22 protein-coding genes are annotated in these 26,150 nt (G+C 72.8%); 8 read left to right on the top strand and 14 right to left on the bottom strand.

Features of this window, described 5'->3' with window-relative positions; all coding sequences use genetic code 11:
• Positions 1–6 precede the first annotated feature (6 nt).
• The 5 genes from ACLQ27_RS01185 (at position 7) to ACLQ27_RS01205 (ending at position 3,932) form a co-directional block, all read left to right on the top strand.
• Positions 7–774: a (Fe-S)-binding protein gene (locus ACLQ27_RS01185; RefSeq protein WP_234581917.1), complete on the top strand. Its 768-nt coding sequence runs from the start codon at positions 7–9 to the stop codon at positions 772–774.
• Positions 775–794: 20 nt separating this feature from the next.
• Entirely contained in the window at positions 795–2,231 is a 1,437-nt protein-coding gene (locus ACLQ27_RS01190) for a LutB/LldF family L-lactate oxidation iron-sulfur protein (RefSeq protein ID WP_425865926.1), read from the top strand.
• Complete coding sequence (locus tag ACLQ27_RS01195; RefSeq protein WP_425865331.1) at positions 2,213–2,827, top strand: LutC/YkgG family protein; 615 nt, start codon at positions 2,213–2,215, stop codon at positions 2,825–2,827. Before ACLQ27_RS01190 ends, ACLQ27_RS01195 begins: the two co-directional genes overlap by 19 nt.
• A gap of 122 nt (positions 2,828–2,949) precedes the next feature.
• Positions 2,950–3,297 (top strand): alcohol dehydrogenase catalytic domain-containing protein, encoded by a 348-nt coding sequence (locus ACLQ27_RS01200; protein WP_425865332.1) that lies wholly within the window; start codon positions 2,950–2,952, stop codon positions 3,295–3,297.
• A complete protein-coding gene (locus ACLQ27_RS01205) occupies positions 3,198–3,932 on the top strand; it encodes a zinc-binding dehydrogenase (RefSeq protein WP_425865333.1) in 735 nt (244 codons plus the stop codon). The genes ACLQ27_RS01200 and ACLQ27_RS01205 overlap by 100 nt, the downstream gene beginning before the upstream one ends.
• Positions 3,933–3,949: 17 nt before the next feature.
• Here ACLQ27_RS01205 and ACLQ27_RS01210 read toward each other — a convergent pair whose 3' ends face one another.
• On the bottom strand, positions 3,950–4,228 hold the full coding sequence (locus ACLQ27_RS01210; protein WP_425865334.1) for a GntR family transcriptional regulator: 279 nt from the start codon (positions 4,226–4,228) through the stop codon (positions 3,950–3,952).
• 175 nt (positions 4,229–4,403) lie between these two features.
• On the opposite strand from ACLQ27_RS01210, the gene ACLQ27_RS01215 reads away from it, so the two are divergent.
• Positions 4,404–4,616, top strand: a complete 213-nt coding sequence (locus tag ACLQ27_RS01215; RefSeq protein ID WP_425865335.1) for a hypothetical protein — start codon at positions 4,404–4,406, stop codon at positions 4,614–4,616.
• 52 nt (positions 4,617–4,668) lie between these two features.
• Here ACLQ27_RS01215 and ACLQ27_RS01220 read toward each other — a convergent pair whose 3' ends face one another.
• The 3 genes from ACLQ27_RS01220 to ACLQ27_RS01230 all read right to left on the bottom strand — a co-directional run bounded on the left by ACLQ27_RS01220 (position 4,669) and on the right by ACLQ27_RS01230 (position 8,499).
• Positions 4,669–7,113, bottom strand: a complete 2,445-nt coding sequence (locus ACLQ27_RS01220) for a DUF4132 domain-containing protein (RefSeq protein ID WP_425865927.1) — start codon at positions 7,111–7,113, stop codon at positions 4,669–4,671.
• Between the two features lies 1 nt (position 7,114).
• A complete protein-coding gene (locus tag ACLQ27_RS01225; protein ID WP_425865336.1) occupies positions 7,115–7,507 on the bottom strand; it encodes a hypothetical protein in 393 nt (130 codons plus the stop codon).
• 110 nt (positions 7,508–7,617) lie between these two features.
• The gene (locus tag ACLQ27_RS01230; RefSeq protein WP_357490297.1) at positions 7,618–8,499 is read right to left on the bottom strand and encodes an endonuclease/exonuclease/phosphatase family protein; all 882 of its coding nucleotides are present in this window, start codon (positions 8,497–8,499) and stop codon (positions 7,618–7,620) included.
• A 102-nt stretch (positions 8,500–8,601) separates the two neighbouring features.
• Here ACLQ27_RS01230 and ACLQ27_RS01235 point away from each other — a divergent pair, with 102 nt between their 5' ends.
• Positions 8,602–8,931 (top strand): NIPSNAP family protein, encoded by a 330-nt coding sequence (locus tag ACLQ27_RS01235; RefSeq protein WP_234581910.1) that lies wholly within the window; start codon positions 8,602–8,604, stop codon positions 8,929–8,931.
• Positions 8,932–8,976: 45 nt separating this feature from the next.
• Here the strand turns inward: ACLQ27_RS01235 and ACLQ27_RS01240 are convergent, their stop codons facing one another.
• Together ACLQ27_RS01240 and ACLQ27_RS01245 are read right to left on the bottom strand one after the other, a co-directional pair.
• On the bottom strand, positions 8,977–10,170 hold the full coding sequence (locus ACLQ27_RS01240) for an endo-1,4-beta-xylanase (RefSeq protein ID WP_234581909.1): 1,194 nt from the start codon (positions 10,168–10,170) through the stop codon (positions 8,977–8,979).
• 319 nt (positions 10,171–10,489) lie between these two features.
• Positions 10,490–15,952, bottom strand: coding sequence for a carboxyl transferase domain-containing protein (locus tag ACLQ27_RS01245; RefSeq protein WP_425865337.1), 5,463 nt, complete (start codon positions 15,950–15,952; stop codon positions 10,490–10,492).
• 437 nt (positions 15,953–16,389) lie between these two features.
• On the opposite strand from ACLQ27_RS01245, the gene ACLQ27_RS01250 reads away from it, so the two are divergent.
• Entirely contained in the window at positions 16,390–17,643 is a 1,254-nt protein-coding gene (locus ACLQ27_RS01250) for a phosphodiester glycosidase family protein (RefSeq protein WP_357575462.1), read from the top strand.
• 102 nt (positions 17,644–17,745) lie between these two features.
• Here ACLQ27_RS01250 and ACLQ27_RS01255 read toward each other — a convergent pair whose 3' ends face one another.
• The 8 genes from ACLQ27_RS01255 to ACLQ27_RS01290 all read right to left on the bottom strand — a co-directional run bounded on the left by ACLQ27_RS01255 (position 17,746) and on the right by ACLQ27_RS01290 (position 26,087).
• Positions 17,746–18,549 (bottom strand): methyltransferase, encoded by an 804-nt coding sequence (locus tag ACLQ27_RS01255; RefSeq protein ID WP_234581906.1) that lies wholly within the window; start codon positions 18,547–18,549, stop codon positions 17,746–17,748.
• Between the two features lie 72 nt (positions 18,550–18,621).
• Positions 18,622–19,392, bottom strand: a complete 771-nt coding sequence (locus tag ACLQ27_RS01260; RefSeq protein WP_357490304.1) for an ABC transporter ATP-binding protein — start codon at positions 19,390–19,392, stop codon at positions 18,622–18,624.
• Entirely contained in the window at positions 19,392–20,135 is a 744-nt protein-coding gene (locus ACLQ27_RS01265; RefSeq protein ID WP_425865338.1) for an ABC transporter ATP-binding protein, read from the bottom strand. The genes ACLQ27_RS01260 and ACLQ27_RS01265 overlap by 1 nt, the downstream gene beginning before the upstream one ends.
• Positions 20,132–21,160, bottom strand: a complete 1,029-nt coding sequence (locus ACLQ27_RS01270; RefSeq protein ID WP_357490307.1) for a branched-chain amino acid ABC transporter permease — start codon at positions 21,158–21,160, stop codon at positions 20,132–20,134. Before ACLQ27_RS01270 ends, ACLQ27_RS01265 begins: the two co-directional genes overlap by 4 nt.
• A complete protein-coding gene (locus ACLQ27_RS01275; RefSeq protein WP_425865339.1) occupies positions 21,157–22,053 on the bottom strand; it encodes a branched-chain amino acid ABC transporter permease in 897 nt (298 codons plus the stop codon). The genes ACLQ27_RS01270 and ACLQ27_RS01275 overlap by 4 nt, the downstream gene beginning before the upstream one ends.
• Positions 22,050–23,243 (bottom strand): ABC transporter substrate-binding protein, encoded by a 1,194-nt coding sequence (locus ACLQ27_RS01280; RefSeq protein WP_357490310.1) that lies wholly within the window; start codon positions 23,241–23,243, stop codon positions 22,050–22,052. The genes ACLQ27_RS01275 and ACLQ27_RS01280 overlap by 4 nt, the downstream gene beginning before the upstream one ends.
• Positions 23,244–23,281: 38 nt before the next feature.
• Positions 23,282–23,686 (bottom strand): roadblock/LC7 domain-containing protein, encoded by a 405-nt coding sequence (locus ACLQ27_RS01285; protein ID WP_007460021.1) that lies wholly within the window; start codon positions 23,684–23,686, stop codon positions 23,282–23,284.
• Positions 23,687–23,702: 16 nt separating this feature from the next.
• Positions 23,703–26,087, bottom strand: coding sequence for a sensor histidine kinase (locus ACLQ27_RS01290; protein ID WP_425865340.1), 2,385 nt, complete (start codon positions 26,085–26,087; stop codon positions 23,703–23,705).
• Positions 26,088–26,150: the final 63 nt, after the last annotated feature.

Here is a 26,150-nt window from a genome sequence, read left to right on the forward strand (position 1 = left end):
TGTGCCGTGCGGATCGCGCTGTTCGTGACCTGCCTGGCCGACACCATGTTCCCGCAGGCGGCCACCGCGACGGTGCGTCTGCTGGAGCGGCTCGGCCACGACGTGGTCTTCCCGACCGAGCAGACCTGCTGCGGGCAGATGCACGTCAACACCGGCTACCCGCGCGAGGCCGTTCCCCTGGTACGCCGGCACGTGCGGGTCTTCGACCCGTACGACGTGATCGTCGCGCCGTCGGGCTCCTGCGTCGGGTCGGTGCGGCACCAGCACGCGATGGTGGCCCGGCGGGCCGGCGACGTACGGCTGGCCAGTCGGGCCGAGTCGGTGGCCGGGCGGACGTACGAGCTGTCGGAGCTGCTCGTCGACGTGCTCGGGGTGACCGACGTGGGCGCGTACTACCCGCACCGGGTCACCTACCATCCGACCTGCCACTCCCTGCGGATGCTGCGGGTGGGCGACCGGCCGCGACAGTTGCTGCGCGCGGTGCGCGGCCTCGACCTGGTGGAGTTGCCGGCGGCGGAGCAGTGCTGCGGGTTCGGCGGCACGTTCGCCGTGAAGAACCCGGAGACGTCCACGGCGATGCTTGCGGACAAGATGCGCCACGTGCTCGCCACCGGCGCCGACGTGTGCGCCGCCGGGGACGTCTCGTGTCTCATGCACATCGGCGGCGGTCTGTCGCGGCTGCGGACCGGGGTGCGCACCGTGCACCTCGCCGAGATCCTGGCCTCGACCGAGCAGAGCGGCACGCCCAGTGCCCGATCGGCGGTCCGGTCGTGACCCGCCGGACGTACCTCGGCATGCCGGCGACCGCGCCACCGGTGACCGCGCCGGCCGGCGTGGGGCACCTGCGCGGCGACGAGTCGTTCCCGGACGCCGCGCGGCGGAGCCTTGCCGACCCGCAACTGCGGCGCAACCTGCGCCACGCCACGACGACGATCCGGGCCAAGTCCGCGGGCGTGATCGACGAGCAGGCGGACTGGGAGCAGTTGCGCGCGGCGGGCGCGGCGATCAAGGCCGACACCCTGCACCGCCTGCCCGAACTGCTGGAACAGCTCGAGGAGAAGGTCACCGGGGCCGGCGGCGTGGTGCACTGGGCGGCGGACGCCATCGAGGCCAACCGCATCGTCACCGACCTCGTCCGCGCGGCCGGCGCGGACCGGGTCATCAAGGTCAAATCCATGGCGACCCAGGAGATCGGCCTCAACGAGGCCCTCGAAGCGGCCGGGATCACCCCTGTGGAGACGGACCTGGCGGAGCTGATCGTGCAGCTCGGCGACGACCGGCCGAGCCACATCCTGGTGCCCGCGATCCACCGCAACCGGGCCGAGATCCGGGAGATCTTCCTGCGCGAGATGCCCGGCGTCGACCCGGCGCTCACCGACGACCCGACGGCCCTCGCGGCCGCCGCGCGCCGGTTCCTGCGCGAGACCTTCCTGAGTACGCCGGTGGCGGTGTCCGGCGCGAACTTCGCCGTCGCCGAGACGGGCACCCTGGCCGTGGTCGAGTCCGAGGGCAACGGGCGGATGTGCCTGACCGTGCCGGACACCCTCATCACCGTGATGGGCGTGGAGAAGGTGGTGCCGACCTGGCGGGACCTGGAGGTCTTCCTCCAGCTGCTGCCGCGGGCGTCGACGGGGGAGCGGATGAACCCGTACACCTCGATGTGGACGGGCGTGACCCCGGGCGACGGACCGCAGGCGTTCCACCTGGTCCTGCTCGACAACGGGCGCAGCGCGGTGCTCGCCGACGAGGTCGGCCGGCAGGCGCTGCGGTGTATCCGCTGCTCGGCGTGCCTCAACGTGTGCCCGGTCTACGAGCGCGCCGGCGGCCACGCCTACGGGTCGGTGTACCCGGGGCCCATCGGTGCGGTGTTGTCGCCCCAGCTCACCGGCATCGAGGACAACGCCTCCCTGCCGTACGCGTCGACGCTCTGCGGCGCTTGTTACGACGCGTGCCCCGTCAAAATCAACATCCCGGAGCTGCTGGTGCACCTGCGTGCCGAGGCCGTCGAATCGCGACCGCGGCCCACCGCCGAGTCGATCGCGATGGCCGCCGCCGCGTACACGATGGACCGACCCCGGCTGTACGCGGCCGGGCAGCGCGCCGCGCGGCTGAGCCGGCTCGCTGGTCGGCGTGGCCGCGGGCTGCCCCCACCGCTGAACGGCTGGACCGCCAGCCGGGACCTGCCCGAGCCGCCGGCGCAGACGTTCCGCGAATGGTGGGCGGGGCGGTGACCTCCCGGGACCTCGTCCTCGGCCGGCTGCGGGCCGCGCTCGCCACCGGCGGCCCCGCGCCGGCACCGGTGTCCCGCGACTACGTCCAGGCCGACACCGTCGATGTGGACCAGTTGGCGCAGCGGCTGACCGACTACCGGGCGCACGTGCACCGGGCCACCGAGGCGGCCGTCGCCGACACGATCGCCGACCTCCTGCCGGCGGGGGCCACCGTCGTCGTACCGCCGGGTCTGCCGCCCGCCTGGCTGCCGTCGACGGTGACCACGCTGACCGACGACGGCCTCGACCACGGACGGATCGGGGCCGCGGACGCGGTCGTCACCGCCGCCGCCGTCGCCATCGCGCAGACCGGAACGATCGTCCTGGACGGCTCGCCCGACCAGGGCCGCCGGGTGCTGAGCCTCCTGCCGGACCGGCACGTGTGCGTGGTCCGCGCCGAGCAGGTGGTGGCCACCGTGCCCGAGGCCCTGGCGCGGCTGACGCCGCACCGCCCGCTGACCTGGATCAGTGGCCCGTCGGCCACCAGCGACATCGAGTTGATCCGCGTCGAAGGGGTGCACGGCCCCCGCCACCTGCACGTCGTCCTGCTGCCCTGACCACGCCGCGAGGCGCCCTTCGACGCGCCTCCAAACGGCACGGCTTTTCCTGATGCCGCCTCGTCGGCGCTCCCGTGCGGGCATCGTTACAGGCATCACGCACAAAGAGGTGAGGTAGCGCCATGCGCGCGGTAGTGCTCAGCGAATTCGGCGGCCCGCTGGTCGTCCAGGAGGTCGACACGCCGGTCCCTGGCGCGGGGCAGGTGCTCGTCCGAGTCGCGGCCAGTGGCGTCAACCCGTTGGACACGAAGATCCGCCAGGGGAAGGCCCCGCACGCCCGGAACCATCCGCCGGTCGTTCTCGGTCTGGACCTGGCGGGAGTGGTGGCGGAGGTCGGGCCCGGTGTCGTCGGCTTCGCCCCGGGTGACGAGTGTACGGGCTCACCGGCGGGGTCGGTGATGTCCAGGGATCGCTCGCCGAGTACGCGGCGGTCGACGCCCGGCTGCTGGCCCGGACGGCGGAGTCGTTGAGCCTGCGCGAGGCGGCGGCTCTGCCGCTGGCCGTCGTCACCAGTTGGGAGGCGCTGGTGCACCGGGCGCAGGTGGGGGCGGGTCAGCGGGTCCTGGTGCACGGTGGGGCCGGCGGTGTCGGGCAGGTCGCGATCCAGATCGCCCGCGCCCGCGGCGCGGAGGTCTTCGCCACCGGTTCAGCCCGGAACCTGGAGACCATCGCGCGGCTCGGCGCGACGCCGATCGACTACAACGCCACCGAGGTCGAGGACTACGTGGCCGCGCACACCGGCGGCGACGGCTTCGACGTCGTCTTCGACACCGTCGGCGGCGCCACCCTGGACAGGTCCTTCACCGCCGTGCGCACCTACACCGGCCGCGTCGTGAGCGCCCTCGGTTGGGGTACGCACAGCCTGGCGCCGCTGTCGTTCCGGGGCGCCAGCTACTCCGGAGTGTTCACCCTGCTGCCGCTGCTGACCGGTCAGGGGCGTGACGCGCACGGCGAGATCCTGCGCGAGGCCAGCGCGCTGGCCGACGCGGGAGCGCTGCGCCCGCTGGTCGATCCCCGACGGTTCACGCTGGACACCGTCGCGGACGCCCACGCCGTCGTGGAGGCCGGCACCAGCACGGGCAAGATCGTCATCGACGTGCCCTGAGCTCACCGAGCCTGCTATTAGGGTTGCCCAGCTTCAGCGACGTAGACACCTTTACCGGGATGCCCCTCGACCAACCCGCGGTCCTTGAGGATGGTCATGACCCGGTTGATAGTGGAGATGTGCACGGCGTGCTGTTCGGCCAGCTCCCGCGTGGACGGTAGCTTCTCGCCCGGCGCAAGCTCTCCGGACTTGATCTTTCCGGCGATGTCGTTGGCTATGCGCCGGTAGTCCACTCTCTCGGTCGGCATGACTCGATCTCCGTAGGTCCCCTGGTTTCGGCGCTTCAATTCGATCACGGGACGACCTGTTCCAACAAGTTTCATGAGCATCAAGACTTGACCTGCTCCTACAGGTAGGAATAGGTTGATTCGCGGTTGGGTTCCCTGGTTTCGGCAAACTCCTGGGTCCCGGCCGCCTGCCCACCTGAGGGAGCGCGACGCCCTCAGGTGGGACCTCATCATCGTTGGGAAGGTGCTGACCGTGCCGATCGACGAACCGGTGTCCAAGGCGACCGAGCTGTTCATGGCGAAGCGGGTGCTCGACGCGCACTGGACTCGCGAAATGGGTCGGCCATGGCGGGTGGGTGGTTGCCTGGAGTGCAAAGGTCGCAACGACTGCCCGCAGCTTGATTGGGCGATCGCACTGACAGCAGAGATGGCGGCCTTGATGTTTCAGAAGCGCTGACGTCGTTGTCAGCGGTTGTTGTCCATTTAGATGCGGATGGCGACGCCAACCCTCATCGGCCCGCGACACTCCCCAGTTGGCTCAGCACGGTGGGGTCGGTGATCCGGTCGTCGGCGGCGAGCATGATCGCCTTGGACAGGATCGTGGAGAGCATGGGGTCGTCGTCGAACGGCAGGTGCAGCCGACCGGTCTGTGCGCGCGCGGCGACGATGCACAGGTACGCGTCGTCGGGCTCCATCATGACGTTGCCCGACCCGAGGTGGATCCGGTACGCGCCCAGGTTGCCGCGCACCCGCAGATACCGGTCCGTGAGGTCCACCCGGTCGGCGATGGCCATCCGGGGCAGCAGCCGCGCGAGCGCGTCCCGGCGTACCTGCGCCGACGGGGTCAGCTCCGCGACGGCGGTGCGCTGCCAGTAGGCGGAGAACCGGTCCTCGCCGCGATCGGCCCACTGCGGGTCGGTGGCGATCGAGGTGACGCCGACGAACAGGTCGACGTCGCGCATGGCTTCGCTGAACACCAGCGGTGGCACGTCGATGACAGGTGCGGGGACCCACGTCGTCCCGTCGAGCCGGGCGAAGCGCACCTGGTCGGTCGAGCAGTACTCGACGTCGTAGTGGTGTGGATCCGGGTTGTCGACGAGCGCGTGGTGAAAGGACGCCCGCCACGCGCCGCCGCCGAAGATTTTGGTGGCTTCGCTGTCGTACCCGCCGTCCCAGGTCCCGAGGTAGCCGGCCTGCCAGCCACGGGCGCGCAACAGGGCGTTGGCCTGCCGGTAGCGCAGGATGTGCCCGGCGAACCGGTTGGAGTAGGTGTGTGTCTTCTCCTCGGCCGGCGTGCGCGGGTAGACCTCCCGGAAGACCTGCTTGAACGGCTGCGTCAGACCGGCGGCCACCAGGTGCGTGCGCCAGGCCAACACGTCGGCCGTGCTCGCGCGGACGGGATGCCACAACCGGACCGACCCGGGCGCGAGGGCCCGGCCGTCCCGGTCGACGATCGTCCAGCCGTCGCCGTCCCGTCGGGGCAGGCCGGCCGTCCAGCGCTGGCCGTCGGTGCTGGTCTCCCACAGCAGCCGCCGCCCGTAGGTCGCCGTGACCGGGTGGTCGAGGAATCGCGACGACCAGTCCGGGTACGACCAGGTGCGCTCTTCCGACAGCAGTCCCTCGACCCGCTGGCGCTCGCTGACAAGCGTCGCGCCGACCTGCTTGACCAGAGCCCGCAACTGCGCGAGGTCGTCCTCGTGGGACTGCTTCACCGCGGCCGGGACGCCCTTGAGGGTGACGCCGTCGCGGGCGAAGACCAGGCGTGCCCGCTCGCCCACGATCTCGACGGTCGCCTCGTACGGGCCGACAGGTGTGTGCAGGCACCCGTCCGGCCCGAGCCCGTGGTCGTCGACGGCCAACTCCATGACCTCGCTGAGCGACCACCCGCGCCGAGCGCCGAGCTGGGTCAGCGCGGCCTGGACCCGGCTGCGCACGGCCTTGTTGCGGACCGTCATCGCCAACCGGGCCAGCGTGCGCAGCGGCACGTCGCCGTCGCGGTCGGCCAGCAGGCGTACCGCCGCGATCGCCGTGCGCGGGGCGTGCGGGAATCCGGCGGCCTCGCGGGGCGCTGCCGCCGCGCAGGCGGTGGCTCGGGCCAGCAGGTCCGTCGCCCCCTCGTCGGGCTCCCGCGACAACGCCCAGACGAGGCCGCGCAGGAGGCGGTCCGCGTCGTCGTGGACGGTCCGCCCGTGGGCGGTGAACGCGTCGAGAAGCCGGCGGAGCACCTGCCGGCTGCCGGGCGCGGCCGCGAGCAGTTCGTCGAGGCGGCGCAGCCACTTCGCGGTCGCCGCCGGTTTGTCCAGCGCGGCGCAGTGCATGAGCACCTCCGGCACCCCGGGCGCGGTAAGGGCGGCCCCCAGGTCGGCGCGTACGGCGGGCCCGAAGGCGTCCCCGTCGTGCAGCAGCGACGACGGCAGGCGGCTGCCGGTGGTGCGGTCGATGGCCCGGCCGAGCAGCGTCACGACGCGTCGGCGGGTCTTCGCCGCGATGAAGTAGTCGTCGACCAGCTCACTGACCAGGGCAGACAACGCCGGCACCAGGTCGGCCAGCTCGGCGGCCGTCAGGCGCGGCGCGATCAGGGCGGGCAGCTCCAGGTGGGCGCCGTTGTCGAAGCCGTCACCGTCGGCGACGACCTCCAGGCACCACACCAGGTCCGCCCGCGTGAACGGGACGTCCTCGGTGGCGAGGCTGCGTACCACGTCGTTCAGCGCGGTGGGGGTCGAGCCGTCCGCCGACTCCCGGTGCATGGCCAGGGCGGCACGGCGACGCTCCTCGGCCGGCCACGACTCGACCGCGGTCCACTCCGGCACGCTTGTCACCGAGGAACCCCAGAAGTACGTGCTCGCGATCCGCAGCACCCCCCGGATCCGTTCGTCGGCCTCGGGAACACCGGTCTCCACCTGTCGCCGGTCCGCGTCGCTCAGGTGGGGCAGGAGTGCCGTCCAGTCGCCCATGTCAGCCACCCACCAAGGCGACGAGCCGGACGAACGCCACGTCCGGGTCGGTGCGCAGGTCGATCTCCTCGTCGAGGTCCTCGATCTGGCGGTCGCCGACCAACAGCAGGAAACCGTTGCGGGCGAACGCGGCGCAGGCGCGATCGGCCTGCGCCACCCAGTCGAGTCGGCGGCCCGGAGCGACCTGGTAGCCGTTCAGCGTCGCCTCCGTGTCGGTCGGCTGCACCAGGCCCCGGAAGTGCCGCGGCTGCTGGGCGTTGAACCGCGCCACCTCCTCGCGCACGCGCAGCCGGACCAGCTCCCGCGCCGAGATGCGCTCCGGCAGGCCCGCCAACGGCCAACTCTCGATGGCTCTGCCGGTCGCTGTCTCATCCCGAACGATCACCGTGACCATGCCCTGTGCTCCCTGCTCTGCGATGGGCGGCAGCATGGCACGACCGTCCGACGAAAAGCGGCGTCGCACCCGGCGGGGACGCTGCGGAAGGTGCCGCCCAGCACGTCACGTCAGCCGCGTGGGTCGTCGATGACGAGGGTGGCCAGCAGGGCGGGGTGGTCGGTAGCCCCGCCCATGCCCACCGAGCGGGCGCAGCAGAGCATGACGTCGGCGCTCGTCAGGATGTGCTGCACCGCTCCGTCGTCGGCGCGCGGGTATCCGGCCGGCGGGCAGGACCGTACGTCGGGGTCGTCGCCGAGGCGGAGGTTGAGGTCGCCGCTGAGCACGGTGGGCGCGTACCCGCTGCTTCGCCGGACGGCGGGCAGGATCTCGTCGAGCAGATGGCCGCACTGGCTGAGGGCGACGGCGCGGCTGGTGGCCGCCAGGTGGGTGGTGCAGGCGTTGAGGGCGCCACCGACGTCGACGCAGAGCCAGGGTCGTTCCTCCGGGTCGGCGAGGTCCTGGGTCGGGTGGATTCCACTGTGTACGGCGTACCGGCCCTCGGCCGTCGCCAGCCGGGCCAACAACCCGATGCCGTACGCCTGGCCGTTGCGGCACCGGGTGTCGGCGCCGCTGGGACGGTCGCCGGCGGCCTGGAAGGCGGACACGACACCCGTGCCGGGGTGGGTGGCCGCGAACACCGCCTCCAGGGTGGGCACGTCGTCCCGGCAGATCTCGTTGAGGGTGACCACCGCGGGTCGCTCGGCCCTGATCACCTCGGCGGCCCTGGTCAGCGCCCGCCCGGTGTAACAGCCGGCGCGACCGCTGTTGCACAGGTTCATCTGCAGCACCCGCACCGTCGTGGGCGCGGACGCCCCGGCAACCGGCGACCCGGCCGGCACCCCGGCGACGGCGACGAGGCAGCCGACGGCGAGGGCTCGGCCGATCGCGCGGTACGGGCCGAGGGGTCTGCCTCGACGGCGGGCGGTGTCGCCGGGCCGATCTGTCGACATGCGGGCTCCGGCAGGGGGAGGCGACAGTCGTCGCCGAGGTGCCCGTGATCCTACTGCCGGCCGTCGCGCGGCAGGGTCCGGCGCGAGCCCTATGGTGGATCAATGATCACGTGCGTCGTGCACTACACCATCGACCCCGCGCAGATCGAGGCGTTCGAACGGTTCGCCCGCGCATGGATGCGGCTCGTGGCCCGGCACGGCGGCGTGCACCACGGATACTTCCTGCCCGCCGAGGGCGCCAGCGACCGGGCCGAGGCGCTGTTCAGTTTCGAGAGCCTGGCGGCGTACGAGCGGTACCGCGCACGGTTCGGTCACGACCCGGAGTTCGTCGCGGCCGACGCCATCCGCGACGAGTCCGGTTGTGTGGTGCGCTACGAGCGGACGTTCATGCGCCCGCTGCTGCCCGGCGACGACCTGGCCGCGCCGCGCTGACACGGGCCGTGCGGGGAGGGTGGACCCCGCACGACCCGTGTCGGTTCAGCGGTGCGGCCTGGGCGCGATGCGCGGCAGGACGTACGGCGGACCGGCGAAGATCAGGTCCGACTTCAGCTCCTGGTACGCCCGCTTGGGCTGGTAGTTCTCGTCGTAGATGGTGGCCAGACCCTCGGGCGGGTCGTTGAACCAGTCCGGCACCCACGAGTACTTGTCGCTGAAACCCCAGACGGTGTACGACAGGCAGGTGCGCACCGCGAGGCACGCCTTCATCAGCACGCTGAAGTTGGCCGCCGACGCCTGCAAGCGGGGGTTGATCTCCTCGGAGTTGCCGGCCTGGACGCCGGCGGTCATCTGGCTGCGGACGTCGACCTCGGTGAACGCGGTGGCCAGACCGAGCGCGGCGAACCGCTTCAGGGCGGCGGTCACCTGCAGGGTGTCGAAGTTGCCGTACTGGGTGCCCAGGTGGCCCTGCGAGCCGACGCCGTCGATCGGGACGCCCTGCGCGCGCAGCCGCTTGGCCATGTCGTAGACGAACTGCGTCTTGTCGTCGGCCGGGTTGCCCGAGCCGAACGCCTCGATGTTGTAGTCGTTGTAGAACAGCAGCGCCTTGGGATCGGCGGCGCGGGCCCAGCGGAACGCGTCGGCGATGTAGTCCGGGCCGAGGTTCTGCGCCCAGAAGCCCTTGTAGTGCAACGTCGACGGGGTGTCCCAGGGGTCGCTGACCGCCTCGTTGACGACGTCCCACTGCCAGATCTTGCCCCGGTAGTGGTTGACGACTGTGGTGATGTGCTTGCGCAGCAGCTCGCGCAGCTCCTGCTTGGAGATGCTGCCGTCGGCGACGCCGCTGGTCAGCCAGGCGGGCAGTTGGTTGTGCCAGACCAGCACGTGGCCGCGCACGGCCTGCCTGTTGCGCTGGGCGAACTCGACGAGCTGGTCGGCGGCCGTCCAGTCGTAGGTGCCCCGGGTGGGCTCCAGGCTCTCCCACTTCATCGCGTTCTCGGCCGTGACCGAGGAGAACTCGGAGGAGGCCAGCCGGCGGTACTGCGGGTCGCTGGCGTCGTTGAGAGCTTCCGCGTTCACCGCGGTGCCGATCTTCAGGCCGTGGCGCTGGCCGAGGGTCGCGAGGCTCTGTGTGGTCGGGTCGTACGGCCGGCTCGCGGTGGCCGGCATCGTGTTCAACGCCGCAGCGGTCGCGGCGGCGACGAGGCCGGCGCTGATCCACCGTCTTGGCTTCATCTGCCTTCCTTTCGGCGATGATCGACAAATGTCGATCTTTGAAGGGAGGGTGCGGCCCGGGGATGAGTGGGCGGGTGCGGTCTCGGGCTCGGTGGCGCTCCCCGAAGCACCGGAAACTCGTTCGAAACATTATGGCCGTCGATGGGCCTCGTCAACTCTGAAAACTTCCGGAAAAAAGTCGGGTGAGCTGCGCGACTGTGGACAGTCATCGGATGAAAGTTTCGACGGTGCGCGGCCCGGCCGGCGGGCCAACGACAGTGGGGACGGCACCGACCGCGATGGGTCGGCGCCGTCCCCACAGTGCGGGATCGGCAGCGGATCAGCCGGGCAGACGCGCCTCGATGGCCTCGATGATGCGCGGACGCAGCTCGGCGGCGCGGATGACGGCGTCCACCGAGCCCACCTCGACGGCGCGTTGGATGTTGTGCACCCGGTCGAACTCCGTGGCCACCTCGCCGAGCTTCTCCGCCCGCACCGACGAGCGCAGCTCGTCGAGCTCGGCGGCGAGCGCGGCGCGCTCGGTGCCGGCCGCGGCGGCGACGCGGGCCTCCAGGGCTCGCACCCGCTCGTCGGCGGCGGTACGGGCGTTGACGTCGGCGGAGAACACCACCGCCGCGGCGGGAGCACCGCCGAGCACCGAGGCGAACGACCCCTCCAGCGCCAGCACCGTCATGCTCGGGTTCAGCGCCTTGGAGAACACCACGAACGCGCCGCCGTGATAGCGCGAGATCACGCAGAAGACGATCGGGCCCTGGAAGTTCACGATCGCCCGGCCGATCTCCGCGCCGTACTCCAGTTGCAGCTTGCGCATCGACTCGGGCGAGCCGTCGAAGCCGGACAGGTTCGCCAGCACGACCAGGGGCCGGTTGCCGCTGGCCGCGTTGATGGCCCGCGCGGCCTTCTTCGACGAGCGGGGGAACAACGTGCCCGCCGTGTAGGTGTCCGGGCCGTCGGTGGGCGGGAACCCACGCCGCGGCACCGACCGGGACTCGATGCCGAGCAGGCACACCGGGATGCCGCCGAGGTGGGCGTCCTGCACGACAGCCGTGTCCGCGTCGGCCATGCCCGCCCACCGCTCCAGCACCGGGTGGTCCTGGTCGGCGAGGGCCCGCAGCACCGTCCGGATGTCGAACGGCTTCTTGCGGTCCGGGTTGGCCTCGGCGGAGAAGATCTCACCCACCGTGCGGAAGGGACTGCCCACCACGTCGTGCGGGAACGTCGAGACGTCACGGTCCACCGGGTCGGTGGTGGCCGCCCGCCGCGGCGCGTCCTCGCCGGGAGCGACGTACGTGTGCTCGTAGTGGGCCATCAGCACGTCCCGCGCGGCGGTCAGGTTCGGCGCCCAGTACTGCGCCTGCCCGTTCGGCCCCATCACCCGGTCGTAGCCGCCGATGCCGAAGTTGTCCTCGGCGGACACGCCGCCGGAGAAGTCGAGCGACTGCTTGCCGGTGAGCACCATCGCCGAGTCCGGCGTCATCACCAGGACGCCCTTGGTGTGCATGAGCATCGTCGCCTCGGCGTTCCAGTACGGCTGCGCGCCGACGTTGATGCCCGCCACGACAATGTTGATCTCGCCGCCGGCCTGGGTGAACTCGACGATCCGCTTGAGGGCGGCGGCGACCCAGTCCATGTTCTCCGTGCCCGAGGTCATCGAGATCCGCGCGCCTGCGGACAGCGCCCACCACTCCAGCGGCACCCGCATCCGCTCCGCGAGGTCCAGTGCGGCGATCACCCGCCGGCACTCCGGCTCGGACAGCGCGCCCAGCGACTTCGTCGGGTCGCCGAGCAGCACGACCCGGGTGACACCCTCGGGATGCAGCGTGGCCGGTGTGGTGACGACACCGGCGACGATCGCGGCGCGGTTGCGCCCCTTCGGCCGGTCCACCGGCACCAGCGCGTGCGCGTCGTCGAGGTCGTGCTCGACGAAGTCACCGAGTCGGCTGGTCAACTCGTACGGGTACACCGTGTTGCGGCTGCTGGCCCGCAGCACCTTCAGCCGGTACTCGTCGAGCGGCTCGACCGGCTCGACCGGCGGCGTGCCGACGGTCAGCTCCGCGCCGCCCGCGGCGTCGAACGAGATCCGTACCGCGATCTTGGTCAGCTCGCCGGTGCGACGGTCGCGCTGGCGCGCGATGAACAGGATCTCCTCCAGCCCGGCGCCCACCGTCGTCGGGCGCACGCGCCCGGCGATCATCTCCATCTCCTCGCGGGTCAGCTCGCTCGGCGGCCAGACGTAGATGACGATCCGGTTGGTGGTGAAGCGCGTCTTGGACGGCCGCCGCGACTGGGCCCGGCGGATCGAGTCGAGGCACGCCGCGACCGCGTCCTCGGCGGTCGGCAGCGCCACCAGTCGGCCGTCCTGCTCGCGCAGCTCGGTCAGGTCGCGGACCTGGGCGAACGCTACGAGACGCTCGTCGGCCGGGTTCTCCCGCGCCACGCACTGGAAGAGGTAGACCTCCTCGTCGGACGACGGCAGCCGGGTCAGGTCGAACTTGTGCAGCCGCTCCAGCTGCATCCGCTGCGCGATGTACGGGTGCAGACCGCGGATCAGCCGGTCCTCGACCATTGCGCCGTCCGACGGGCGGAAGGTGAAGTGGTGGTGCATGACCGCCCCGCCGCGACCCGCGACGGTGGCGGTGAGCCTGCGGACCCGCGCCGGCAGCGGATGCGCGGTGATCACCTCAAGCAGCGCGGCGGCCATCGCGTCGAAGTCCTCCGGCTGGTTCTCCCAGCCGAGGTAGATGTCGGCGTCGACGGAGTCCTCGTCGCCGGCCAGCTCGGCGAGCCCCCGCAGCGCCCCGCCCAGCGCGTCGAAGCTCACCGCCGTGGAGACCACACTGGAGTCCGCGCGCTCGGCGACCACGAAGGCGCAGTCGGCGACCTCGCGGGTCCGTACCCGGGTGAGGGCCTTGTTGCCGTAGTAGCGGCGGGTGAGCACCTCCAGCATGACCGTGTTGTCCAGGTGGTCACGGACCAGTCGCTGGCCGAGCAGACGCACCAGCGGCTCGGTGCTGCGGACCATCTCGGCGATGCGCTCGGCGCGGTCGGGGGCGGCCGGGTGCGCGTCCAGGTGTCGCAGGTGGGCCCGGATCTGGGCGTAGACGCGGGCCCGGTTGCGCCGCAGCAGGGGCTGCGCGAACCAGGCGAACACCACGCCCCGGGCCAGGTCGGCGATGGCGGGGAAGCGGACCTGCGTCGCGGCGATCAGCCGCTCCAGCGCCAGACCGGCCGGCTCGCGCAGCGACTCGTCCGGCGGGGTCTCCCGCAGCCACTCGCGCAGCAGCGACGCCACGACCGTGGCGTCGGCGGACGCGCGCTGCTGGGCCAGGAAGATCCGGAACACGGCGGCTTCCAGGCCGGGGGAGCGCTCCAGGTCGGTGACGCCGTAGTGGCTCAGCGCCTTGGCGAGCCGCGCCTGGAAGGCGTCGGGCAGCCCGGCCCGCTCCACGTCGAGGCTCTGCAGGTAGGTGTGGAAGTACTCCCGCGCGCTGCGGACGTGGGCGCCGCCGTCCTCGCCGGTCGGCCGGTTGCGGCTCAGCTCGGCCAGGTCGGCGAACACGTCGACGAGGTCCACCTCCGCGGCCAGCGGTCGGTGCCCGTCCTCGGCGGCCATCCGCCGCACCACGAGGTAGTCGTCGAGCACCCGGCGGTCGTCGTGCGGGTCGACGTCGAAACCGAGCAGCAGGCCCCGCAGATCCTCCTGACCGCGCCGGCTGCGCTCGTACGCCCCTGCGTTGTCGTCGGCGGCGGGCAGGTCCAGCTCGACGCTGGCGACGCTCGGGCCGGCCGCGGCCTCGCCCGCGTCGTCGGCGAGCGGCTCCAGCCGCAGCAGCGGCGCCCCGGCCTCCACCTGGCTGCCGACCGAGACGGCGCACTCCTTGAGCCGGGCCCTGAACGGCGCGCGCAGCACCGTCTCCATCTTCATGGCCTCCAGCACCAGCACCGGCGCCCCCGCCTCGACCTCGGCGCCGACCTCCAGCGGGGTGGCGACGACAAGCGCGGGCATGGGCGAGCGCAGGACGCCACCCTCGTCGCGGCTGACCCGGTGCGTCACACCGTCGACCTCGACCAGGTGGGTCGGCCCGTGCGTGCCGGTGAGCAGGCGGTACCGGATGCCGTTGACGACGATCTGGCCGGTGTGCCGGTCGAAGCGGTCCAGCTCGACGTCGGCGGTGCGCACGACGGCGCCCGCCTCGATGCCGACGCGGAACCGGTGCGCGCCGATCCGCGCCACCCGCATCCGGTAGGTGACCCCACGCAGCTTGAGGTCCAGCGGCCGGCCGCTGGCGTGCTGCACCTGCGGGCGGCCACCGGCGGCGGTCGACAGCAGCCGCTGCCGCTCGGCGCGCTCCTCCTCCTCGTACGACTCGATGGCGGCGGCGGCCAGGGCGACCGCGGAGTGCCGGTGCGTGACGAGTCGGCCTTCGCCCCGGACCCGGTCGATCCAGCCGGTGTCGGCGCTGGCGTCGATGATCTCGGGCTGGTCGAGCAGGTCGAGCACGAAGCTCTTGTTCGTCGCGCCGCCCTCGATGATCACCGTGGTGTTGGCCATCGCCCGGCGCAGCTTGCCGAGGGCCTCGTCGCGGTCGCGCCCGTACGCGATGATCTTCGCGATCATCGAGTCGAAGTCGGCCGGGATGGTGTCGCCCTCGCTCACACCGGTGTCCACCCGGATGCCCGGGCCGGCGGGCAGGTCCAGCCGCGCGATGCGCCCCGGTGACGGCGCGAAGTCCCGGTCGGGGTCCTCGGCGTTGAGCCGGGCCTCGATGGCGTGGCCCCGCTCGGCCGGCGGCTCGCCGACGAGCCGGCCGCCGGACGCGACGTGCAGCTGCGCCTTGACCAGGTCGAATCCGGTGGTCAGCTCGGTGATCGGGTGCTCGACCTGGAGGCGGGTGTTGACCTCCAGGAACGCGAACAGCCGGTCGCCGGGGTGGTAGAGGAACTCGACGGTCGCCGCACCCCGGTAGCCGACCGCCACGGCGAGCCGCTCCGCCGAGGTCTTCAGCTCGGCCGCCTGGGACGCGTCGAGCACCGGCGAGGCCGACTCCTCGATGACCTTCTGGTTGCGCCGCTGCACCGAGCAGTCGCGGACGCCGAGCGCCCACGCGGTGCCCTGGCCGTCGGCGATCACCTGGACCTCGACGTGCCGGGCGCCGGTGACCAGGCGCTCCAGGAACACGATGCCGCTGCCGAACGCCCGCGCCGCCTCCTGGCTGGTGCGCTCGTACGCGTCGACGAGTTCGGCCTCGTTGGTGACCACGCGGATGCCGCGCCCGCCGCCGCCGGCCGTCGCCTTCAGCATGAGCGGGTAGCCGATCTCGGCCGCCGCCGTCCGGGCGGCGTCCAGGGTCTCGACGGCGCCGCGGCTCCACGGCGCGACCGGCACGCCGACCTCCTCGGCGATCAGCTTCGCGCCGATCTTGTCGCCGAGCTGGCGCATGGCCTCCGGGCTCGGCCCGACGAACGTGACCCCGATCTTCTCGCACAGCTCGGCGAACGCCGGATCCTCGGCCACGAAGCCCCAACCGACCCACGCGGCGTCGGCACCGGTCTCGGTCAGGGCGCGCTCCAGCGTCGCCAGGTTCAGGTACGGGCGCGCGGAGGCCGGCCCGAGGTCGTACGCGATGTCCGCCTCGCGCACGAAGGTGGCCGTGCGGTCGACGTCGGTGTGGAGGGCGACCGTCTCGATCCGGCTGCCCGTCTCCGCGGCCAGCTCCCGGACCGCGTGGATGAGCCGCATGGCGGCTTCACCACGGTTGACGATGGCGACACGGTTGAACACCCGACTGACCCCTTTGGTAGACCATGATGTGCGTGCCGGAAGTCGACGGCTCCCGGCAGTGGTCACTTTTCCGGCTCCGGACGGACAGCGCCATGGCGCAACCGCCGAACCAACAGTCGCTCTGTTGTAGGAACCCAACAAAACTTTTTGGCTGTCGGGGCGTTGGCGTCGGTTCTTCGCCCGATCCTCAACGTGGATGCCCAGATGTCCGTTGAGCGGGTTTTTGCCGTCATTTCGATGGTTGCGGGGCCGCGCTGGCCGCCCTCCGGTCCTCGGCAGTTGATCAAGAGGGTGCGGGTGGTTCACCCCGGACGTCCCCGTCGTTCACCGGCGGGTGATCCGCTGACCAGGAAGATCATCGCCGGCCCGGGCCAGTCGCCCGTCCGGCGGGAACCTGCGGGCATCGGCCCGCAACCGCACCGAAGAAGGGAACGGCGATGAGGCCATCGAAGCTCGTACGGCCGGGTCTGGCGCTGCTGCTCGCCGCGGGGCTGAGCACGCCCGCGACGGCGGCCGACGCCGCCGGGATCGCGACGACGACGTCGGCGTCCGTGGCCCCGGTCACCGTCACGTCGAGCGAGCAGCTCGCCCCGGGTGTCACCTACGGCTCGTTCCAGGTGGACACCCCGCGCGGCGCGGCAGTCGGTTACCTGCTTACCGCCGACCTGCGCAGGAACAGGGTGTCGGTGGACCTGCTGCACCCGGACACCGTGGCGCAGCGCCAGGTCGTCTCGGCGATGACCAACGCGCAGGGCGCGATCGCCGGCGTGAACGGGGACTTTTTCAACATCAGCGAGACGCACGCCGGCGTCGCACCGACCGGCTCGTCCTCCGGCCCGGAGATCGCCGACGGCGAGCAGCTCAAGTTCGCCGTGCCGACCGCCCAGCGCTTCGGGCCCGGCCTCGCCCCGGGCACCTCGACCCGCGACGTGTTCGGCGTCGGCGTGAACGGCGAGGCGCGTGTCGACACTCTGAGCCTCACCGGCGAGGTCCGCAGCGGACCGCACGCGATCGCCCTCAGTGGCCTCAACCAGTACGCGCTCCCGGTCGGCGGCGTCGGCCTCTTCACCTCCGCCTGGGGCACGGCCTCCCGGGTGCGGTCGACCTGCGGCAGCGACACCAGCCGCAACGACCCGTGCAGCACCCGCACGTACGAGGTGACCGTCCGCCGTGGAGTGGTGAGCGCGGTGGGCCGGACGCCCGGTGCGGGCGCGATCCCCGCCGACACCCAGGTGCTGGTGGGCCGTGAGGGTGGCGCCGACGCGCTCGACGACCTCGCCGTCGGCGACCGGGTGACGGTCCACGAGAAGCTCGCCTCCGCCGGCGCTCCCAAGCTGACGTTCGCGGTCGGCGGTGCGCCGATCCTGCGCGACGGCGTGCCGCTGGCCGGCCTCGACACCAGGACCGCAGCCGTGCGCAGCGCGGCCGGCGTCAGCCCGGACGGCAGGACGGTGTATCTCGTCGCGCTCGCTGGCCGTGCCCCGGCCAGCGCCGGCCTCACGATCGCCGAGCTGGCCGACGTGCTGCGCGCACTCGGCGCGCACGCGGCGGTCAACCTGGACGGCGGCGGCTCGACCACTGTCGCCGTCCGCGAGCCGGGCCAGGCCGCGGCCACCGCCCGCAACAGCCCCTCCGACGGTACGGAGCGCGCGGTCGCCAACGGCGTCGGAATCTTCGTCGGCCGTCACTGACCGAGCTGTCCGGGTCGGCGCACCGGCCGCGCCGCAGTTCTTTCCTAGGACGCTTGAGGGGGTGTGCGGCCCGCCACGCGAGGCGGGCCGCACCGGGGAGGGCTAACCGGCCAGACGGCCGCGCGTGGAGACGAAGTGGTACGACATGACGGCGAACGCGGGGTCGCGCGTCAGTCGACGAAAGGCGGTGAGCTGTTGGGGCGACAGACCCGCCGCCAGCAGGTCCGGCTCCAACTGGCGGGAGTTCGTCTCGTAGAGCGACGTGCCGCTCGACCCGCCCGCCCAGCTCTGCGAGTGGGTGATGGTGTCCACGTCGACGAGGCCCGCGAGGACCATCTCGGTGTGCACGTCCTGCGCCCACCCCAGGTCGGCGCCGTGGTCCTGCAACACACCCATCATGGTGTCCATCACCTGCGCGAACAGCTTCGCGGCGTCGTCGCTCGGCGCGTTCAGCACCCGCACCGGCGTCGTGCAGTCGAACTCCTCGACGAGCAGCCAGCCGTCGGGCGCCAGCGCGCCCGCGAGGGTGCGCAGGACCCGTCGGCGCTCGGGCAGGTGCAGCAGCACGAGACGGGCGTGGACCAGGTCGAACGTGTCCCCGGGCGGGAGGTCCGCGCGCACGTCGTGCCGGCGTACGCGCAGGTTGCCCTCCGCCACGAGGTGCGTGGGGTCGATGTCGGTGGCCAGCACGTGTCCGTCCGTGCCGACCGCGCGGGCGATCCGCCGGGCCATCGAGCCGCCACCGGCCCCGACCTCCCAGCAGGTCGAGCCGAGGCGTAGCACCGGGCGGGCCAGGCGGCGCATCGTGATCGGGTCCAGGAAGGACTCCAGCGCCCGCATCTGCGGGACCGCGTCCGGTGCGCCGTTGTCGAAGGTGTACGCGCCATCACTGGTGGGGGTCGCCATCGTCTTCTGCCTCTCCGAGAGGGATCGGGTGACTAGCGGGGTGTCGGCCGGCGGGCCGACGGATCGGGTGACCTACGGGGTGTCGGCCCAGAGCCGAGGGTTCGATCGGGTCACCGGGGGCGGCGCGGTGGGGGCGATGCCGACGATCGCCTCCAGCGGACCCGGGTCGCTGCGCGCCTCGGCGGTCGGCCGGTCGTAGACGACCCGGCCGTACTCCAGCACCGCGACCCGGTCGGCGACCTCGATCGCGTGGCGGAGCTGCTGTTCGACGAGCAGCACGGTCAGACCTCCGGCGGCCAGGTGGCCGATGAGGTCGCGGACCCGGGCGGCCAGGTCGGGGGAGAGCCCCTCGCAGGGCTCGTCGAGCAGCAGCACCCGTGGCTGACCGAGCAGCGCGCGGGCGATGGCCAGCATCTGCTGCTCGCCGCCGGAGAGCTCGCAGCCGCGGTGGCGCAGTCGTGCCGCCAGCCGGGGCAGCAGTTCGAGGATCCGGGGCACCGTCCAGCCCTCGCCGCCCGGTGTCGCGGCCCGCCACGGCGACGCCGCCAGGACGAGGTGCTCGGCCACCGTCAACCGGGAGAAGACCCGCCGGCCCTGCGGCACGAGGCCGACGCCGGACTGGGCGACCCGGTGGGGCTGCCGCCCGGCCACGTGGACGCCGCCGATCTCGATGCGTCCGCTGGAGGCGCGCACCAACCCGGCGATGGTGTGCACGAGGGTGCTCTTGCCCGCCCCGTTGCGGCCCACCACTGCCTGGATGCTGCCCGGGTGCACCCGGAGGTCCACCTCGTGCAGCACGATCCCCCCGGCGTAGCCGGCGCAGAGCCGCTCCACGTACAGCATCAGGACATCCCGTCGGCGTAGGCCCGCCGCACCAGCGGCGAGGTACGGATCTCGTCCGGTGTGCCGGCGGCCAGTGTCCGGCCGTCGCGCAGCACGGTGACGGTGTCGCAGAGGGCGTACACCAGGTCCAGATGGTGCTCGACCAGCAGGACGGCGACCTCCCGGGGCAGCGCCGCCAGCAGCTCGGCCAGCCGGTCGACCTCGGTGGCCGACAGCCCGGCCGCCGGCTCGTCGAGCAGCAGCAGGCGCGGACGGCCGGCGAGGGCCATGGCGATCTCCACCTGCCGGCGCTGGCCGTGCGCGAGGTGACCGGCGGGCACCGTCGCGAGATCGGACAGGCCCAGTTGGTCGAGCAGGTCGGCGGCGAGCCGGCGGGCCGTGCCCCGGGTCCCTCCGGGCCACCACCTCCGGCGTCGGATGGTCCGAGGCAGGGCGGCGACCTCGATGTTCTCGATCGTGGTGAGGGTCGCGAAGACCGCGGGGCGCTGATGGGTCCGGTTGATGCCGCGGCGGGCCCGCGCCGCCGGACCGAGCCGGCTGACGTCGCGGCCGGCGAAGCGCACCGTGCCGCGCTGCGGCCGTGTCGTCGCGCCGAGCACGTTGAGCAGGGTCGTCTTGCCGGCACCGTTCGGCCCGATCACTGCGTGTCGCTGGCCGTCGTGCACGCACAGGTCGACGTCGGTGAGCGCGGCCAGCGAGCCGTACCGCACACTGATCTTCCCGGCGCTAAGAAGGCAGTTCATACCCGCAGCTCCGGCGTCGGGCCGCGGTCGCGGGTGGGTGTCGCAGCCGGCTGGCGCGGCGCGGGGATCGGTGGCCGGGATCGGCCGCGCGGTCGGCGGACCCGGGTGACGCCGGTGGGCAGCAGGTAGACCGTCGCCACGAACAGGGCGCCCAGCACCAGCGGCGCGTGACCGGGCAGCACCCCGAACAACCAGTCCCGTACGGCGATGACGAGCGCCGCCCCGACCAGCGCGCCGCCGATCGACGCGGTGCCGCCGATGACGACCCCGAGCAGGAGCAGCGCGGAGGTGTCGAAGCCGAAGTCGGCGGGGGAGATGTACTGCTGGGCGACGACGAGCAGGGAGCCGGCGGCGCCGGCGATCGCCCCGGCGGCGACGTGTGCGCCGGACAGGTACAGCCCCACCCGGTGCCCGCTGGCCCGCAGCCGCATCTCGTCGTCCCGGCCGGCGCGCAGCAGCGGCCCGACCCGGGTCCGCAGCAGCAGGAGCACCGCGCCGACGAGTGTCGCCACGACGGCAAGCGTGTAGAGATAGCGGGCCTGGTCGGTGGCCAGGACCGGCAGCCCCCACAGGGGACGGACCGGGGTGATGCCGGCCAGGCCGTCCGTGCCACCGGTCACCGACCGCCAGCGCCCGAGGACGGTCACGGCGAGTTCGCCGATCGCCAGGGTGATCATCAGGACGATGACTCCCCGGGCCGGGACGATCAGCGGCAGGGTCACGGCGGCGAGCGTCGCCCCGGCCAGCGCCGCCACGGCGACCTGCACGACGCCGACGTCGGAGACCTGGCTGCCGAGCACGGCGCTGGCGTACGCGCCGGCGGCGTACGGCGCGGTCTGGCCCAGGGTGGGCATGCCGGCGACACCGGTGAGCAGCGCCACGCTCACCCCGACCAGGCCCAGCGCGAGCGTCCGGGCGAGGATCGCCGCGGTGTAGTCGTCCACCACCCACGGCGCCACGACCAGGCCGGCCAGGACGACGGTCGCGACGGCGAGGCGTACCCGGCGGATCACCTCGTCCCTCACGCCGCCGCCCACCGTGGGGCCAGGCCCCGTGCCCGCACCGCGAGCACGGCGGCCATGGCGGCGAACAGCAGGAACGGGGCGGCCGACGGCAGCAGCGCCACGCCCAGGGTCTGGATCTCCCCGATCGCCAGCGCCGCGAGCAGGGTGCCTCCCATGGATCCGAGGCCGCCGAGGACGACGACCACGAGCGAGAGCAGCAGCACCGTGTCGGCGGTGTCGGCCCCGGGGCCGATGATCGGGGCGCCCAGGACCCCGGCCGCGCCGGCCAGCGCGCCACCGGCGGCGAGCACACCGACCCGGATCCGCGTGGGGCTCACGCCCAGGCAGGCGACCATCTCCGGGTCGTCCACGGCGGCGCGGACCAGCATCCCGGCCCGGGTCCGCCGCACCGTCAGGTAGAGCCCGGCCGCGAGCGCCGCGGCCACGACGATGAACACCAGCCGGTACGCGGCGTAGCGGTGCCCGGCGACCGCCACCGACCCGTCGAGGGCGGCGGGCACCAGCACCTGCGGATCGTCGGGCCCGAAGCCGGCGACGAGCAGGCTGCCGCCGGCCAGCGCCACCCCGAAGGTCAGCAGCGCCTGGGTGAGATGGTTGCCGGTGGCGACAGGTGTGAGCAGGCCGGCGAGCAGCACACCCGCCGCGGCGGCGGCCAGGATGCCGACACCCAGCGCCAGGGCCAGACTCGCCCAGCCGCCGTCGAGCAGCGCCGCGGCGGTGTAGCCGCCGATCGCGTACAGCATGCCGTGCGCCAGGTTGAGGATGTTGGCGACGCCGAAGCAGAAGACCAGGCCCGCCGCCGCCACGAAGACGAGCAGCCCGTAGGCGACACCGTCCAGCGCCGGGATGACGTACGGGTCGATCCGGTTCGGGCCGGCCGCCACCGCGATCACCGGCCGATGGTCGCGAGGTCACCCACGACGGTGTTGGACAGCGCCCGACCGTCCTGGCGGACCTGACGCAGGTACCACTTCTGCACCGGCGAGTGCGTGACGGTGGAGAACTGCCACGCGCCCCGCGGGCTGGCGATCTGCCCGAGCTTGCCGATCTGCGCGTTGATGGCCTCCGGTGTCGGATCGTCGCCGGCGGCCCCGATGGCCCGGTCGAGCACCGCCGCCGCGTCGTACGACGCCAGGGCGTACGTCGTCGGCGACCCGTCGTGCTTGGCCTTCCACGCCGCGACGAAGCCCCGGTTCTCGGCGTTGTCGAGGTCGGGGGAGTAGTTGAGCACCGAGAAGATGTCCCGGGCCGCCTCGCCCTGCGCGTTGAGCACGCCGCCCTCGGTGAGGAACCCGGCCGCGTACAGCGGAACGTCCCTGATCTCGGACTGCGCGTACTGCTTGACGAAGTCGACGGCGGCGCTGCCGGCGTAGAAGGTGTAGACCGCCTGCGCGCCGGACGCCTTGATCCGGGCGAAGTACGGCGTGAAGTTGGTGGTGGCCGGGAACGGGGTGAAGGTGGTCTTGCCGTCGGGGTTGGCGAGGGTTCCGCCGGCCTTGGCGAACGCCTCGGTGAAGCCGCGCAGCTCGTCCCAGCCACCCTGGTAGTCGGGGCCGATGGCGTACACCGAGCCCTTGACGTTGTCCCGGACGTGCTGGGCGATCGCGGCGCCCGGCTCGTCGGAGAGGTACGAGGTGTGCCAGACCCGGGAGACGTCCTTGATCTCGGGTCGGCCGTTGGAGCCGACGAGCGGGACCTTGGTCTCCTGCAGCAGCGGGTAGACGCCGGCCACCGAACCGCCGCCGACGATGCCGGTGAGCGCGGCCACGCGGTCCTGCTTGAGCAGCTTGGTCGCCGCGGGCACTGCGGTCGCGGCGCCGTTGCCCTCGTCGGCGACGACGAGGTCCACCTGCCGGCCGCCGAGCTTGCCGTCGTGCGTGTCCAGGTACAGCTCGAAGCCGTCGCGGATCTCCTTGCCGACGGACTGGTACGTGCCGGACAGCGAGGCGAGCAGGCCGATCTTGATGGATCCGCCGCCGGTCGTGCCGGGCTCGTCGTCGGCGCAGGCGGTGCTGGCGGTCAGCACGAGCGCGAGCAGCACCGCGGTGCGGGCACGGCTGCGCAAAGGGGTGGTGAGGGACATGTCGTCTCCAGGGGAAGGGGAGGGGTCTGTCGGTGGGGTCAGCGGCTGCGGGCGAGCGCCGCGCGGGCCGCGGGGGTCAGCGCGTCGCCGATCCGGTTGGCCAGCTCCGTCATCTCGTAGGAGACCTTGCCCACGTCGCACTCGGGCGCGGCGAGCACCAGCAGCGACGCCCCGTCGTTGAAGGCCATCGAGAACATGAATCCACCTTCGAGCTGGGTGACGTTGGAGATCACCGCCCCCGCGTCGAAGAAGGCCGCCGCGCCGCGCAGCAGGCTGACCAGGCCGCTGCCCGTCGCCGCGAGCTGGTCGGCCCGGTCCGGCGGCAGATCACGGGTGGCGGCCACCATCAGGCCGTCACTGGAGATGGCGATCGCATGGCTGACCTCGGTCGCGCGCTCGGCGAAGCTGTCCAGCAGCCAGCCGAGGTCCTGGTGGTCGGTCACGTGCTCTCCCTGTCGGTCATGAGTTGCCGCTGTTGATCGGGGTGCGCCGGCGGGCCGCCACTCCGCGCGCGTACGCAGCCATCGCGCTGGCGACCTGGGCCGGGTCCCGGTATTCGGAGCGTTGTTGTTGGTGCTGCTGCGCCACGGTGACGCCACCGGGCACCAGGTGTCGTTGCGGCTGCCGTTTCGGCAGGCCGGAGGTGGTGGTCGCGGCCACGTCGGGGGTGTGCGCCTGCGCGGCGGTACGCCAGGCGTCGTCGGCGGGGCTGGACCACTGCCGGCCGTCGGAGGAGTCGACGACGTCGGCGTGGAACCAGTGGTTGACCTGGTCGAAGATGAGCAGCTCCTCGGTCGGCGCGTCGCCGGGGTCCACGCTGGGCGTCGGGCGGAACACGGGCGCCGCCGGCAGGGTCCGCGCCGCGGGGGCGTGCCCGGCGGTCGGCTCCGGCCGCGGGCGGTACGGCGGGGGCGCGGACGTGCGGGCGGCCCGCCGCGACAACCGGCCGGGAGCGAGCAGGTACTCCTCCGGCGGGAGCGACCGGATCATCGCCGCGGGCAGCGTCGCCTCGGCGAGGGTGCCGCGGCGGGGGCCGCGACGTAGTTGGACGCTGGCTCCCAGCCGGGCGGCGAGTTGGCCCACGACGACCAGCCCCATGGCCCGCACGGCGGCGACGTCGATGGCGGGTGGCCGGGCCAGCAGCTCGTTGAGTTGCTGCAACCGTTGTGGGGGCAGACCGACGCCCTCGTCGCTGATCTGGATGATGACCCGGTCGCCGAGGCTGCGGCCGCTCACCCAGGTCTCGCTGCCCGGCGGCGAGTACGCGGTCGCGTTGTCCATGAGTTCGGCGAGCAGGTGCACGACCTCGTCGACGGACTTGGCGGCCACGGCGACGTCGCCGTCGACCATGCCGAGCCGGATGCGCGCGTAGTGCTCGATCTGCGACAGGGCCGCCTGGAGCACCTGTTGCAGCGGGACGTCGTGCTGGCGTACCCGGCCGACGCCGACGCCGCCGAGCACGAGCAGGCTGGCGTTGATGCGGCCCATCCGGGTCGCCAGGTTGTCCAGGGTGTAGAGCTGGTCCAGGCGGTCGGGGTCGGTCTCGTCCCGTTCGACCCGGTCGACCTGTGCCAGGACGGCGTCGACCAGTCGCTGTTCGCGCCGGCTCAGGTGGATGAAGATGTCGGCGGTGTTGGCGCGCATGACGGCCTGTTCGGCGGCGGTCCGCACGGCGGCCTGGTGCACGGCGCTGAACGCCTGGCCCAGCTCGCCGATCTCGTCGTCGCTGGAGGGTTCGAGGGCCGCGGTGGACTGTTGCCGGGCCAGCTCGTCGGGGTCCACGCTCGCGCTGTCGGGGCGTTGCAACCGGGCCACCACGGCGGGGAGTTGTTCGAACGCGACGGCGTTGGCCGCGTCGCGCAGCCGGCGCAGCCGGCGGGTGATCTGCCGGGCGACGGCCCAGGTCACGAGCGCGGTCAGCAGCAGCGCCAGCAGTACGCCCACCGCCTCGGCCACGGCCCGGCGACGCTGGTCGGCGTGGGCGGCCCGGACGTCGTCGAGCACGGCGGCGTCGACGCGCCCCCGCAGGTCGGCGAGGCGGGCGGCGCGCTGCTGTGTCGTGGTCACCCAGTCGGCGGTCTGCAGGCGCAGTGGCGTTCCCGGCTGGGCGCGGGACACCTCGTCCTGCATCCGTTGCAGGGCCAGCGCCTCCTTGCCGGTGCCGGCCTGCTCCCACCAGATGCTCCACTCGGTCGGGGCGAGGGCCAGGAACGACAGGCTGGACTCGGTGTAGCTGGTGCGGGCGGCGGTGATGTCCTGCTGGGTGGCGGGGGTCAGCTCGCCGGCCGCGACGGCGCGGAGCACGGCGACCTGCTGTTGGCCGATCGCCTCGGCGGTCTTCGAGAGGGCGGCCGAGGCTCGGATCCCGTCGGCGAGCCGGGCGTTGACGACGCCGTGCGAGACGTTCTCCCGGAAGGTGATCAGGTCGGCGATCGCGATGCGGTAGCTGAAGGTCATCGCGGACACCGAGGCGTGCTCGGCCGTGCGGACCTGGGTGCGCAGCGGAGACAGGCCTTCCAACGCCGCGTCGATGCGGCGCAGGAGGGTCGCGTCGGCGTCGGTGGGCACCTTGTCGCGCTGTCGGCGGTACCGCTCGACGGCGGCGTCGGTGGCGCCCAGCTCCACGCCGAAGGTGTCCTGCTGCTCCGCGTCGGGGTGGGTGAGCAGGTCGGCGGCGGCGGCCCGTTCGCGTTGCAGCCGGTACGCCAGGTCGCCGGCCTCGGCGCCGAGGCGTGCCACGACCTCGAGGTTGCTGGCGCGGGTCGTCTGGCGTGCGCTCTCGGTGAGCGCGAGGCCGGCGAACCCGATCACGGCCACCAGTGGCGCCGCCACGATGAGGCGCATCCGACCGGCGATCTTCCAGGCGCGTCGACTCCTCGGGTAGGGTCGGGCCGCGTGGGACCTCGT

The organism is Micromonospora sp. DT63, assembly GCF_049841615.1.
GTDB lineage: Bacteria > Actinomycetota > Actinomycetes > Mycobacteriales > Micromonosporaceae > Micromonospora.

Bases quoted from the DNA above. Each gene is read 5' to 3' on its own strand.
- ACLQ27_RS01250 (WP_357575462.1), top strand. From the start codon at position 16,390: ATGAGGCCATCGAAGCTCGTACGGCCGGGTCTGGCGCTGCTGCTCGCC.
- ACLQ27_RS01190 (WP_425865926.1), top strand. From the start codon at position 795: ATGCCGGCGACCGCGCCACCGGTGACCGCGCCGGCCGGCGTGGGGCAC.
- ACLQ27_RS01255 (WP_234581906.1), bottom strand. From the start codon at position 18,549: ATGGCGACCCCCACCAGTGATGGCGCGTACACCTTCGACAACGGCGCA.
- ACLQ27_RS01240 (WP_234581909.1), bottom strand. From the start codon at position 10,170: ATGAAGCCAAGACGGTGGATCAGCGCCGGCCTCGTCGCCGCCGCGACC.
- ACLQ27_RS01290 (WP_425865340.1), bottom strand. From the start codon at position 26,087: ATGCGCCTCATCGTGGCGGCGCCACTGGTGGCCGTGATCGGGTTCGCC.
- ACLQ27_RS01260 (WP_357490304.1), bottom strand. From the start codon at position 19,392: ATGCTGTACGTGGAGCGGCTCTGCGCCGGCTACGCCGGGGGGATCGTG.
- ACLQ27_RS01225 (WP_425865336.1), bottom strand. From the start codon at position 7,507: ATGGTCACGGTGATCGTTCGGGATGAGACAGCGACCGGCAGAGCCATC.
- ACLQ27_RS01195 (WP_425865331.1), top strand. From the start codon at position 2,213: ATGGTGGGCGGGGCGGTGACCTCCCGGGACCTCGTCCTCGGCCGGCTG.
- ACLQ27_RS01235 (WP_234581910.1), top strand. From the start codon at position 8,602: ATGATCACGTGCGTCGTGCACTACACCATCGACCCCGCGCAGATCGAG.
- ACLQ27_RS01200 (WP_425865332.1), top strand. From the start codon at position 2,950: ATGCGCGCGGTAGTGCTCAGCGAATTCGGCGGCCCGCTGGTCGTCCAG.
- ACLQ27_RS01280 (WP_357490310.1), bottom strand. From the start codon at position 23,243: ATGTCCCTCACCACCCCTTTGCGCAGCCGTGCCCGCACCGCGGTGCTG.
- ACLQ27_RS01265 (WP_425865338.1), bottom strand. From the start codon at position 20,135: ATGAACTGCCTTCTTAGCGCCGGGAAGATCAGTGTGCGGTACGGCTCG.
- ACLQ27_RS01220 (WP_425865927.1), bottom strand. From the start codon at position 7,113: ATGGGCGACTGGACGGCACTCCTGCCCCACCTGAGCGACGCGGACCGG.
- ACLQ27_RS01230 (WP_357490297.1), bottom strand. From the start codon at position 8,499: ATGTCGACAGATCGGCCCGGCGACACCGCCCGCCGTCGAGGCAGACCC.